Raw genomic sequence first — 12,985 nt, forward strand, 5'->3', positions numbered from 1 at the left:
ATGGATTATCTCGTTTTTTGTCACGAAAACGCAATTTGTGGGAACTCATGCCTCTGCCAGCGCCGCCCGATGTACAGATGACGACCTGCTGACCAATCGCAGACGATGAAAACAAAGCGCTCGGAGCCCAAAGCGAGTGATCCCAGCGCCTAAACCCGAGGTTAGCGGCCATACGTCATCCCATCATCCATTCGACATCACAGATTTGAAGGAAACCAGACCCTTGCCCAGGAACCCCCTTGTCCCACAAATCGACTTTTCGTGGCAGAAAAATGAAAAACTGATCGCATGCTCTGGAATCTCGAGTAGCACGACTCCGAAAACCAGGCGCACACCCCAGGCAATGGGGTGGCAGCGCGGCGCTCGAGTACTGGGTGGCTCGAAACCCAGGCGCACACCCCGGGCAAGGGTAAAAAGCACCCACTCCAACGTTTTCCCGGCAGACAGGGCTCCAATCCAGACGCCCTCGGGTGTCCGGTTTTTTGTCCGGAGCCCCGTTCGTTCTGCACACCCCCGGCAAACCAAGAGGGCCCGCCGCCAGCACCAGCTGACGGCAGGCCCTCAACTTCGCGAAACAAGAAGTCGGACTACGCCGAGTCCCCCTACACCGCGAACGTCATCGCGATGCGTGCGGCCTCGCTCACGCGGCCGAGGTAATCGTGCAGCTCCTTGGCGCCAAGCTCCTCCCTGCCGAGTGCGGCCAGGGTGTTGGCCAGCGTCACGTCGAGTTCGTCGCTCATGACGCCCAGCTCCATGGCGCGCATGGCGTACGGGGCGATGCCCTGCAGGCTCGCGAGCAGCTGCGCGCGCATCGCGGCCACCTTGTCGTCGGAGCCAAGGCCGGCGCGCACGTTCATCGGCATGCCCTGGGCGACGCCGCGGTGGTCGGACACATGCTCGCTGCGCGCGCGGACGGCAGCCGTGAGGTCGCGCAGGTAGTCGGGCTCAAAGCGGCCGACCGACGCCGCAAGGCCCTCGATGACCACGCCAAACGCGTGGCCGCACGGCACAAAGCCCGGAAGCGCGTCCATGGCGTTGGACATCGTGGTGCCCAGGCCCACCAGCTCGGCCACGAGCTCGTCCTGCAGGCGCGCGACCTCCTCGATGCTCGCGCGCAGGGCAGCGTCGTCGGTTCCCTGCACGGCTCCGTGCTGAATGGCGTCGCTCATCTAAGCTCCTCTCTGGCAGCATCGCGCGAGGTGACGCATGCCGCGTTCGTCATTTGATACCGATATGGTACCAAATACGCACGGCGATGCGAGAAGGAGCGGGACGTCAGTATCGGGGCATCATGAGCAACGCGAGAAGGAGCGCGACATCACGCACCCCGCCACTTGAACGCCTCGATCCTCTCCGCCTCCGCCTCGGACAGGCGTCGCAGCAGCCCAGCCATGCCGGCAACGTCTTGATGCCCGATCAAGTCCAGGTAGTGGGCACGGTCGTCAATCGAGATCACGGCGGGGGCGACGTCGGAGAGCAGAAGGCCCCAGTCGAGCAGAATGCGCCCCGTCCGGCCGTTCCCGTCCTCGAAGGGATGGATGCGCTCGAATCTGATGTGGAACTCGGCCTCGCGCTCGAAGGGGTCCCTGCCGCCGCGAATGTCGAGGTTATAGGCGTAGACGAGTTCCATCATGAGGGAGACGACCTGCTGGGGCGCCGGCGGGATGTGCTCGGCCCCGCGAATCACCACCTGAACGCGCCGGTAGCCAGAGATGTCGTTGATGCTCTTGTTGATCTGCTCCGCAATGGCCTTGATAAGGGACTCGCGCAGCTCGACGCTGCCGTCACCCAAGGCAAGCGAGAGCGCGTACTTATGGTTGATGGCATCGTAGAGCTCGCGCGCGGTTGCCTTGATGCTCATCGAGTTGTCGTTCCACAGGATCGCGTACGTCTCGGGAAACGAGAGCATGCTCCCCTCGATGGCGTTCGAGTGATAGGTGCTCCTGGTGATGAAGTCCTCTCGATGGCGTTCGAGTGATAGGTGCTCCTGGTGATGAAGTCCTCGAAGTACGCCCGATTGGACTTAAGGAACTCGATGACGGTCATTGAGGGCACCTCCCGCGACTGGAAAAGCCAAGCTCGCACAACGAGGCGAGCCCCATTGGCAAGGCTCCGGCAAGTTTAGCAAGAGCCCAAAACGCAACAAGGGGACCGGCCGGCTGGCCAGTCCCCTTGGGTGAGTGCACGATCAGAGCGGCAAGCGCACTCACCGCGCGCGGGCGGGCACACCAGCGCCGCACAGCGGCGCCTACAGCCCCAGCGCCTCCGCAACCTCGCCGGCACAGGCCAGCGAGTCGGCCATGGAGGTCACCACGAGCGTGGAGCCGTTGCGGGCGTCGCCGGCGGCAAACACCGGCGTCGAGAGCGCGGCACCCTCGACAGCCACCGCGCGGTGCGACGAGCGCGACGTCATGACCGGCAGCGGGCGGCCCTGCTTGGCCACCTCGACGCCAAACGCGTCGAAGACGCTGTGCTCGGGGCCCGTGAAGCCGCACGCGATGAGCACGAGCTGCGCGGGAACCTCGCGCTCGCTGCCCGCCACACGCTCCGGCTTGCCGTGGCTCCAGTCGAGGTCAGCCACGCGCAGGCCGCGCACGGCACCCGCCTCGTCAAAGAGCACCTCGAGCGTGTCGATACCCCACTCGCGCATCTCGCCGCCCATGAGGTCGATGGCCTCGACCTGGCCGTAGTCGGTCTTCTTGACGTTGGGCCACTCCGGCCAGCCGTTGGAGGCCAGGCGCTTCTCGGGCGGGCACGGCAGGAACTCGAACTGCCGCACACTCTTGGCGCCCTCGCGCACCGCGGTGCCCAGGCAGTCGTTGCCCGTGTCACCGCCACCGATGACCACGACGTCCTTGCCGGCCGCGGACACCGCAGGCGCACCGCCGTCGAGCACGGCCTTCGTGGCCGCCGTGAGGTAGTCGACCGCATAGACCACGCCGCCCGCGGCCAGGCCCTCGCCATAGCCGTCGGCACCCAGGCCGCGCGGTGCGCAGGCGCCGGCCGCGACCACCACGGCGTCGAACTCGTCGGCCAGGCCGCGCGCCACCTCGGGGTCGCTCGCGTCCACGCCCAGGCGAAACTCGATGCCCAGCTCGGCCATGAGGTCGGTGCGACGCGTCACCACGGACTTGTCGAGCTTCATGTTGGGGATGCCGTACATGAGCAGGCCGCCGGCACGGTCGTGACGCTCGACCACGCACACGCGGGCGCCGCGACGGGCGAGCTCCCACGCGCAGGTGAGGCCGGCAGGGCCCGAGCCCACCACGGCCACGCTCGGCGCGTCCACGGCGGCAGGGGCAAAGCGCGCCGGGCCACCGTGCGCCCACTGCCAGTCGCTGATGGCGCGCTCGTTGTCGTGGATGGTCTCCGGCTCGTCGGCGCGGCCCAAGTTGCAGGCCGCCTCACAGAGGGCCGGGCACACGCGACTCGTGAACTCGGGCAGAGGCGAGGTGAGCGACAGGCGCTCGGCCGCCTCCTGCCAAAGGCCGCGGTAGACGAGGTCATTCCACTCGGGGATGAGGTTGTGCAGCGGGCAGCCGCTCGGGCGCGCCTTGCCAAAGCCGATGCCGGTCTGGCAGAAGGCCACACCGCACATCATGCAGCGGCTTGCCTGCACGCGCTGCTCCTCGGGAGTGAGCAGCGTGTAGAGCTCCTTGAAGTCGCCCGTGCGCTCGGCCACCGGACGCAGGCCGTGCGCACGGCGTCCGTGCTCGAGAAACGCTCCTGGCTTGCCCATGCTACTTCCTCCCCGTGATCTTGTCGAAGGCCACCTGCAGGGCCTCCTCGTGCGACTTGCCCTCGGCCTCGGCGACCGCGACCGCCTCGAGCACGCGCTCATAGTCGCGCGGGATCACCTTCACGAACTTGCTCGCATACGAGCGGAACCGGTAGAGCATCTTGATGCCGCGGGGGCTGGCCGTGCGTCGCACGTGCTCCTCGATGAGGGCGCGGATGAGCGCCAGCTCGTCCTCGGTGGGCGCCTTGAGGTCGACCATCTCGATGTTGCAGTTGCCCGCAAGCGTGCCGAACTCGTCGAACACGTAGGCCACGCCGCCGCTCATGCCGGCCGCGAAGTTGAGGCCCACCTCGCCCAGGATGAGGGCCACGCCACCGGTCATGTACTCGCAGCCGTGGTTGCCCACGCCCTCGACCACCACGGTGGCGCCGGAGTTGCGCACGGCGAAGCGCTGGCCGGCCAGGCCGTTCACGAAGCCGCGACCGCTCGTGGCGCCGTAGAAGGCAACGTTGCCGATGGCCATGTTCTCGTCGAACTTGTAGTTGGAGCGCTCGGGCGGGCGCACGGAGAGCACGCCGCCGGAGAGGCCCTTGCCAAAGTAGTCGTTGGCGTCGCCCTCGATGTTGAGCGTGATGCCCGCCGGCAGGAAGGCGCCGAAGCTCTGGCCGCCGGAGCCCTCGCAGTCGATGGTGATAGAGCCCTCGGGCAGGCCCTCCGGGTGCGCCTTGGTGACCTGGCTGCCCAGCATCGTGCCCACGCAGCGGTTCACGTTGTCGATGTCGGCGTGGAAGCGGATGGGCTCCAGGCGCTCGCGCGCCTCGGCCGTGTACGGGATGAACAGCGTGGAGTCGAGCGTCTGGTCAAGCTCGAGGTCGGGCGCCATGCTCGGCAGGAAGTGGTGCCCCTCGGCGCCCGGGATGTTCTTGCCGTACTCGTTGGTGCCGTTGGCGAGGACGCGGGAGAGGTCAACCGTGTTGGCCTTCCAGTTGCCCTCGACCTCGACCTGACGCAGGCACTCGGGGTGGCCCACCATCTCGTCGACGGTGCGGAAGCCCAGGCGCGCCATGATCTCGCGCAGCTCCTCGGCCGTGAAGCGCATGAAGTTCTCGACCTGCTCGGGCGTGCCGGTGAAGCGGCCGCGCAGGGTGCAGTTCTGCGTGGCGATGCCGGCCGGGCAGGTGTCCTGCTGGCAGTCGCGCTGCATGAGGCAGCCCATGGCCACGAGCGGCATGGTGGCGAAGCCAAACTCCTCGGCGCCGAGCAGCGCCGCCATGGCGACGTCACGGCCGTCCATGAGCTTGCCGTCCGTCTCGACGACGACGCGGCTGCGCAGACCGTTCATGAGGAGCGTCTGCTGCGTCTCGGCCAGGCCGATCTCGAACGGGATGCCGGCGTGGTAGATCGAGTCGCGCGGAGCCGCGCCCGTGCCGCCGTTGAAGCCCGAGATGGTGATCTTGTCGGCCCCGCCCTTGGCGACGCCCGTGGCGATGGTGCCCACGCCGGCCAGGGCGCAGAGCTTCACCGAGATGCGCGCGCCGGGGTTGGAGTTCTTGAGGTCGAAGATGAGCTCGGCCAGGTCCTCGATGGAGTAGATGTCGTGGTGCGGCGGGGGCGAGATGAGGCCCACGCCCGGCGTGGACTGGCGCACCTCGGCCACCCACGGGTAGACCTTCTTGCCGGGCAGGTGGCCGCCCTCGCCGGGCTTGGCGCCCTGGGCCATCTTGATCTGGATCTCGATGGCGCTCGTGAGGTAGCGACTCGTGACGCCGAAGCGGCCGGAGGCAACCTGCTTGATGGCGCTCTTCTTGGAGTCGCCGTTGGGCAGCGGCACCTCGCGGGCCGGGTCCTCGCCGCCCTCGCCGGTGTTGGAGCGGCCGTGCAGGCGGTTCATGGCGATGGCGAGGGTCTCGTGGGCCTCCTTGGAGATGGAGCCGAAGCTCATGGCGCCCGTGTTGAAGCGCTTCACGATCTCGGAGACCGGCTCGACCTCCTCGAGCGGCACCGGCGTGCGGCCCTCGAAGTCGAAGTCCATGAGGTCGCGCAGGGTGACGGCGCGGCCCTTCCTGTGAACGAGCTCGCCGTACTCGCGGAAGAGGTCCATATCACCCTCAGAGCAGGCACGCTGCAGCAGGTAGATGGCCTTGGGCTCGATGAGGTGCTCCTCGCCGCCGAGCGGGCGCCACTTGGTGAGGCCCATGGTGGGCAGCTGGTCGGGAGCCGGGGTCTTGGCAAGCGCCAGGGCGTCGTCGTAGCGGGCGGACTGCACGCGCTGGACATCGGCCACGGAAAGGCCGCCCACGCTCGTGGTGGTGCTCGTGAAGTAGCGGTCGACGAGCGCATCGGCGAGGCCGATGATCTCGAAGATCTGCGCGGAGTGGTAGCCCTGGAAGGTCGAGATGCCCATCTTGGACATGATCGACGTGATGCCCGAAGTCACGGCCTTGTCGTAGTTGGCCACGGCCGTGTCGGCATCCAAGTCGCCGAGCGCGCCCTTGGCCGCGAGGTCACGGATGCACTCGTGGGCCATGTAGGGGTAGATGCCGCTCGCGGAGTAGCCCACGAGCGTCGCGAAGTCGTGGGCGCGGAAGGCGTCGCCGGCCTCGACCACGATGTCGGCGAGCATGCGCACGCCGGCGCGGATGAGGTGGTTGTGCACGCTGCCCAGCGAGAGCAGGCTGGGGATGGGCACCTCGCCGGCGCCCGCGCGGTCGGAGAGCACCACGATGTTCACGCCCGCGCGCACCGCGGCCTCGACGTCGGCGTCCAGCTTGGCGAGCGCCTCCTCGAGCGCGTCGGGGCCGGCATCGCGCTGGTAGGTGGCGTAGAAGACCTGCGTCTTGAAGCCCACGCGGTCGATGGCGCAGATGCGGCGGAACGCGTCGTGGGTGAGCATCGGGCCCTGCAGGCGCACGAGGCGGCAGGTGTCGCGGCAGTCCTCGAGCAGGTTACCGTGGTTGCCGAGGTAGAGCACGCTGGAGGTCACGAGGCTCTCGCGCAGCGCGTCGATGGGCGGGTTGGTCACCTGGGCGAAGAGCTGGTGGAAGTAGTCGTAGAACGAGCGGTTCTTCTTGGAGAGCACCGCGAGCGGCGCGTCGATGCCCATGGAGGCCAGGGGCGTCTTGCCCGTCGTGGCCATGGGGCGCACGCACTCGTCCACGTCGTCGTAGTGGTAGCCCAGCTTTGCCATGCGCTCGGTGAGCGGCAGGGCCTCGTCCGGCTCGGCGGGCAGCTCGTCTGCGGCCGGCTCGCGCAGGTCGTGGATGTCGAGGGTCTCGTCGCCCAGCCAGTCGCGGTAGGGCTTCTCGTTGGCGTACTTGTCGCGGATCTCATCGTTCCAGATGACGCGGCCCTGCCTGGGGTCGACCTCGAGCATCTCGCCCGGGCCCAGGCAGCCCGTGCGCAGGATGTTCTCGGGCTCCACGTCGATGGTGCCCACCTCGGAGGAGAGGATGAGGCGGTCGTCGCGGGTCACGTAGTAGCGCGCGGGGCGCAGGCCGTTTCTGTCGAGCACGGCGCCGAGCATCGTGCCATCGGTGAACACGATGGCGGCCGGGCCGTCCCACGGCTCCATGAGCATGGACTGGTAGGCGTCATAGGCGCGGCGCTTCTGCGAGAGCTTGGGGTTGTGGTCCCAGGGCTCGGGCACCATGAGGGTCACGGCGCGGTCGAGCGGGCGACCGTTCATCGTGAGGAACTCGAGCACGTTGTCGAGGATCGCGGAGTCGGAGCCCTCGCGGTTGATGATGGGCAGCACCTGCTCCAGGTCGTGCTGGAGGATGGGGCTGTAGAGGTTTGGCTCGCGGGCGCGGATCCAGGAGACGTTGCCGCGCAGCGTGTTGATCTCGCCGTTGTGGATGATGTAGCGGTTGGGGTGCGCGCGCTCCCAGCTGGGCGTGGTGTTGGTGGAGTAGCGCGAGTGCACGAGGGCCAGCGACGTCTCCACGGCCGCGTCGTTGAGGTCGGTGAAGAAGCGGCGCATCTGCGTGGCCACGAGCATGCCCTTGTACACGATGGTGCGGCTGGACATGGAGCACACGTAGAAGATCTTGTCCTTGAGGGCGGGGTTCTTGTCGGCGGCGCGCTCGATGGTGCGGCGGGTCACGTAGAGCTTGCGCTCGAAGTCCTGGCCGGCGGCGACGTCGTCCGGGCGGCGCAGGAACGCCTGCAGGATGGTGGGCATGCAGGCCTTGGCGGTGTCGCCCAGGTCGTGCGGGTCGACGGGCACGCGGCGCCAGAACATGAGCGGCACGCCGCAGGCGGCGCAGCCCTCCTCGAACACGCGGATGGCCGAGGCGACGCCGTGCGGGTCGCAGACGCCGTCGGTCTCGCCCGTCTCGTCGTCGTGCGGGAAGAAGAGCATGGCCACGCCGTAGTCGCCCTCGTCGGGCAGAAGGTTGCCCTCCTTCTGGGCCTCCTTGCGGAAGAAGCGGTGCGGCACCTGGAAGAGCACGCCGGCGCCGTCGCCGGTGTTGCGCTCGAGGCCCTTGCCCCCGCGATGCTCGAGGTTGACGAGCACGGAGAGCGCGTCGTCGAGTGTCTGGTGGCTGCGAATGCCCTTGAGCTGCGCGATGGCGCCGATGCCGCAGGCGTCATGGTCGTAGCTGGGGCGATAGAGGCCGCGGGGGGCCTGCGAACCAGCTGTGCCGTTGTCGGCCGGGCTGGTGGCGCCGGTGGCCGGACTGGTCACGCGGGAAGAGAGAGCTTGCTGATGAGACTCCATGTGAGTGTTCCTTCTCCGATGGAATACTGCCGCTCGCCGAAAGCCGCACCAATCCGCTTGACGCGGACGTCCCCGAAGCAGCCTGCCGAGCATTCAGAAGTCTAGCGACGGCCGCCGCGGGGCCACAGACGGCACCCCAGTTGTTCGCAGTCTTGTAACGAACCATATCCACCTGTCACATTTCCTTCCGGATGATTTGTCACATTTTCGCCAGAGCGGCGGTGCGCGAAAAACGATACCAAGCGCTCTGCCGGCGTGGTGGCCGGGGCGGTCGCGGTGGCCAAACGGGACAGGCCGCATGCGACTTTGACGGCCGGCGGGGTCTGGCGGGACATGTCGCGTGCGACCTTGACGGCAGGCAACGTCCGACCCGAAGTCCCCTGCCGCAGCCCCCGCCGCCGCAGCCCCCGCCGCAGCCTCGCCCGCCGTAGCCCCGCCGCAGCCCCCGCCGCAGCCCCGCCAAGACTCCCTGCCGGAGCTCCGCTGAGGCTCTCTGCCGAGGCTCTTCCTGACAAAGCCCCGCCAAGGCCCTTCCCCTGGCTCGGCGCGACACAAAAGACGTTTCTGAAAAAGGTACTCTCACTCGCCCTTCCAAAGGACGTTTCTGAAAAAGGAATTACGTTCAAATCCTATTTCAGAAACGTCTTTTGTATGAGCTGGAACGTTATGCGGTCTATACGGTCCAGATGGCTCGGGCAAACCAGGCGGTACCGTTCAAAGCCAGCGCTGGGATCGTCAACCTAACAGGAACCCGACAAGGACCGACAAGGACCCAACAAGACCTGACAGGAACCCGACAAGGTCCAACAAGAACCTGACAGGAACCCGACAAAACCTGACGGACCCTTACCCGGCTTCCGGCGCAGACATCCTGCAAAGCCGCTGGTAGACAACCATATCCAGCTGCATGCAGCCTCCAAGCAACAGCATTTGCATCCCTCGCACGGCTAAATCGCACAAACCGCACCCGACAAACCGAGAAAACCACCGTTCGCCGACTGCTTCCGACCGACCGGCGAAATAGTCAGCCACTCGCATCAACCATCACCCCTCCCACCTCGCCTGTCAGGTTCCTGTCGGACAACCCGACAAATTCCCGCAAAACGATGACGAGCCGGGCCGATATCCTTGCAATCCACGCCCAACGACGGCCCGAGGAGCCCCATGAGCAGAACCGTCGACGCACAGGTTCAGCGCGCCATCGAGGCAGCCGAGCGCGCGGGTCGCCTCGTCACGGCCGACACCCCGCGAGGCGCCACCGCGCTGCGGACGCGATACAAGGCCGGCTGGCTCGTCTCGCCCGCGCCCGGCGCGTTCGCGCGCCCCGAGTACTGGCAGCGCCTCTCGCGAGACGAGCAAGACCTCCACCTGATCAAGACCGAGAGCCACCGCCATCGGGGCTGGGTCTTCGCCGGGGTCTCCGCAGGCCTGCTCCACGGGCTCGAAATCCCCTTCGCGCTGCGCGGGCGCATCTGCGTGGCCACGAGCGCGCGGTCGCATTCCTCGAGCTCAACGCGCACGCAGCGCATCCGCGTGAGCGAGGACGAGACGGTAGTCGTCTCCGGGGTCCCCGCGACCTCGCTCGTCCGGACCGTCTTCGACTGCACGCGAGAGGCAAGCCTGCGCCTCGGCCTTCCCGTGGCAGACTCGGCGCTCCGGGCCCTTTCGAAGGACCCCCTCGCATACGGCACGAGCGGCGAGCTCAGGGGGCTCATGGAGCAGGTCGACCTTCGGTTCTCGGGCCACCGCGGCATCGAGAACACCCGGCACACGCTGGCGCTCGCAGACGGGCGAGCCGAGAGCGGCGGGGAGTCGGTTCTCAGGGCAGCCCTCCACGAGCTGGGCTTTGTGGCTCCCGAGCTGCAGGTCGAGGTCGAGGACCCGGTCGTTCCGGGCAGGATGCTCCGCATTGATATGGGCTACCTGCGTGAGGACGGCAGCTGGCTGCTCATCGAACTTGACGGGGTGGGCAAGCGCGGCGAGGGCCGTGACCTGGGCGAGCTTTCGCGCAACCGGGAGAGAATCCGCGAGTCGCACCTCAGCCTCTATGGCTGGCCGATCATGCGCGTGGGCTGGGCGGAGCTTGCCAACGACGACCTTCTCGCAGAGCTTTGCGACCGCTACGGAGTTCCGCGGCGCGGAGTTTGATGGCCGGCTCGGTGCCCGACCGAATCTCGCATGACCCGTTTGGCCCTGGCCTTTGGGCCGGCATTGTCGTTGATCAAAACAGCTCGTTCCTCCACGGTACGCACCTCCGTCAATCTCGCCTGGATTCCCTGTTCCCCGATTCAACATCCAACCCCACCCAGCCCCTCTGTTTCCTGGCCCCGACCGTCATCCAAGGCTCTCGAGGCATCACCCCCCTAGCCCGGACCTGATTTCAAGCTCCCCCCGCCGCTCGGCACCCAAAACTCCCCCACTCACCCGGGCGATGCCCAATGTTGCGCAACACTGGCCCATACTTTGCTGAAGAGAAGGTGAAGGGAGGGGTTCATATGTCGGATTACAAGCCGATCGTCGACTACCTGCTCACGCGCGAGGCGCTCAATCACTTCGAGAACACGTGGGTGCGGCACTCGTGGGACGACATCTCTCCCCTCGGCCACGTTCGCCCCTTCGATGACGAGCTGGTGGCGGTCTCGGTGAAGCTTCCCGAGGGCATGGCGCAGCTCATGGACAGCATGACGAAGTCGGGCAGGGCCAAGAACCGCTCCGACTACATCAGGAGGGCCATCGCCGCGGCGCTCTATATGGACGAACAGGAGGATGCCGAACTGACAGCATGCACAAAAACCGAGGCAGAGGCGGAGGGGGCACAGGGCGAATCTGGAAGGCAGGGGACTTCGTCGACCTCCAGCGACGGTAAGCCCAAAGGTCGCAATGGGAAATGCCCGCGCGACAAGTGAGGCAAGGACGGACCCAAATGGCGGCGAGCGTGACGGAGGGCGCTTCTGAGGGGGGCGGGTCCGGCACCCCCGCAAAGGACGTTTCTGAAAAGGAAACAGCCCGCCCCTTTCGCAAAGGACGTTTCTGAAAAGGAAATAGCCCGGCACCCCCGTAAAGGACGTTTCTGAAAAGGAAATAGCCCGCCCCCTTCGCAAAGGACGTTTCTGAAAAGGCTATCTCGGAGAATTCCCTTTTCAGAAACGTCCTCTGGGACGGGAGGCGGCATGGGCCCACCACGGGGGATGGCGAGGGAAGGCGGCGCAGGGACTCCTCGGGCGCGGAGCGCGGAGGATGGCATGAAAGGCTCCTCGGGCGCGGCGCGCGGAGGTGGCACGGGGGCGCGTTGGGGCCGGGACGGCGCGGGCGGCGGGGCGCGAACGGCGGAGGCACGGACGGCCGCGAACAAAAAGGGGGCGCCGGCCGAAGCCGACGCCCCCTTGGACGGGTCGTATGGGTTGGCGGGGCGGCCGGACGGCCGGGCTGGCCGCCGGGCGGCCGGACGGCCAAGCTGGCGGCCGGGTGCCACGGCGCGGGCCCACCCGCGCGTCCAGCCCCGCTCGCGGCCCTAGTACACCGCGCGGTCACCGATGATCTTGCCCTCGGCCACGCGCCTGAGGTGCCGGCCGTACTCGCTCTTGCCGTACCTCTCGGCGCACGCCACGAGCGTGTCGCGCCCAATCCAGCCGTTCTCGAAGGCGATCTCCTCGAGCACGGAGACGGGCGTGTCCTGCGCGCGCTCCACGGCGCGCACGAAGTCGCCGGCCTCGTAGAGGCTCTCCATGGTGCCGGTGTCGAGCCACGCGTAGCCGCGGCCGAGCGTCACCACGCTGAGCGAGCCGTCCTCGAGGTACATCCGGTTGAGGTCGGTGATCTCGAGCTCGCCGCGGGCGCTCGGGCGCACCTTCCTCGCGAACTCGCACACGCGCGAGTCGTAGAAGTACAGGCCCGTCACCGCGTAGGAGCTCTTGGGGTGCGCCGGCTTCTCCTCGATCGAGACGGCGTTGAGGTTCTCGTCGAACTCCACCACGCCGAAGCGCTCGGGGTCGTCGACGTGGTAGCCGAACACCGTGGCGCCGCCCTCCGACTCGGCGCGCTCGACGGCGCGGCGCAGATGGCGCGAGAGCCCGTTGCCGAAGAAGATGTTGTCGCCCAGCACGAGCGCGCACGGCTCGCCGGCGATGAACCTCTCGCCGATGACGAAGGCCTGCGCGAGGCCGTCGGGCGAGGGCTGCACCTCGTAGGACAGGTTCACGCCGTAGCGGCTGCCGTCCCCAAGCAGGCGCTCGAAGTTGGGCAGGTCGTGCGGCGTCGAGATGACGAGTATGTCGCGGATGCCCGCCATCATGAGGACGGAGAGCGGGTAGTAGATCATGGGCTTGTCGTAGACCGGCAGCAGCTGCTTGCTGGTGACGGTGGTGAGTGGGTAGAGACGGGTGCCGGAGCCGCCCGCCAGGATGATCCCCTTCATGTGCGTTCCCTTCTCTTTCCGGGGCGCCGGCGCGCGGCCGGCCTCCCCGGGGCCCCGCGGCGGGCGGGGCCGGGTGGCGTTACCTTGCCTCGCCGGCGGGGGGGCCCCGGGC

Annotated in this window: 7 protein-coding genes; 2 read left to right on the top strand and 5 right to left on the bottom strand. The window is 67.4% G+C overall.

What is annotated here, in order from left to right; all coding sequences use genetic code 11:
* Positions 1-602: 602 nt before the first annotated feature.
* From EFAMC1_RS07690 to gltB, 4 genes are all read right to left on the bottom strand, one after another.
* Complete coding sequence (locus EFAMC1_RS07690) at positions 603-1,169, bottom strand: hypothetical protein (protein ID WP_154053714.1); 567 nt, start codon at positions 1,167-1,169, stop codon at positions 603-605.
* Between the two features lie 149 nt (positions 1,170-1,318).
* Positions 1,319-1,909 (bottom strand): Fic family protein, encoded by a 591-nt coding sequence (locus EFAMC1_RS07695; protein ID WP_222838683.1) that lies wholly within the window; start codon positions 1,907-1,909, stop codon positions 1,319-1,321.
* A gap of 339 nt (positions 1,910-2,248) precedes the next feature.
* The gene (locus EFAMC1_RS07700) at positions 2,249-3,739 is read right to left on the bottom strand and encodes a glutamate synthase subunit beta (RefSeq protein ID WP_154053715.1); all 1,491 of its coding nucleotides are present in this window, start codon (positions 3,737-3,739) and stop codon (positions 2,249-2,251) included.
* A 1-nt stretch (position 3,740) separates the two neighbouring features.
* Entirely contained in the window at positions 3,741-8,459 is a 4,719-nt protein-coding gene (gene gltB, locus EFAMC1_RS07705) for a glutamate synthase large subunit (protein ID WP_154053716.1), read from the bottom strand.
* Between the two features lie 1,164 nt (positions 8,460-9,623).
* Here gltB and EFAMC1_RS07710 point away from each other — a divergent pair.
* Positions 9,624-10,607, top strand: coding sequence for a hypothetical protein (locus EFAMC1_RS07710; protein WP_154053717.1), 984 nt, complete (start codon positions 9,624-9,626; stop codon positions 10,605-10,607).
* A 347-nt stretch (positions 10,608-10,954) separates the two neighbouring features.
* The gene (locus tag EFAMC1_RS07715) at positions 10,955-11,365 is read left to right on the top strand and encodes a ribbon-helix-helix domain-containing protein (protein ID WP_154053718.1); all 411 of its coding nucleotides are present in this window, start codon (positions 10,955-10,957) and stop codon (positions 11,363-11,365) included.
* Between the two features lie 605 nt (positions 11,366-11,970).
* Here the strand turns inward: EFAMC1_RS07715 and rfbA are convergent.
* The gene (gene rfbA, locus EFAMC1_RS07720; protein ID WP_154053719.1) at positions 11,971-12,873 is read right to left on the bottom strand and encodes a glucose-1-phosphate thymidylyltransferase RfbA; all 903 of its coding nucleotides are present in this window, start codon (positions 12,871-12,873) and stop codon (positions 11,971-11,973) included.
* Positions 12,874-12,985 lie beyond the last annotated feature (112 nt).

Origin of the sequence: Olsenella uli, from assembly GCF_901212675.1 — a bacterium.
Taxonomy (GTDB): Bacteria; Actinomycetota; Coriobacteriia; order Coriobacteriales; family Atopobiaceae; genus Parolsenella; species Parolsenella uli_B.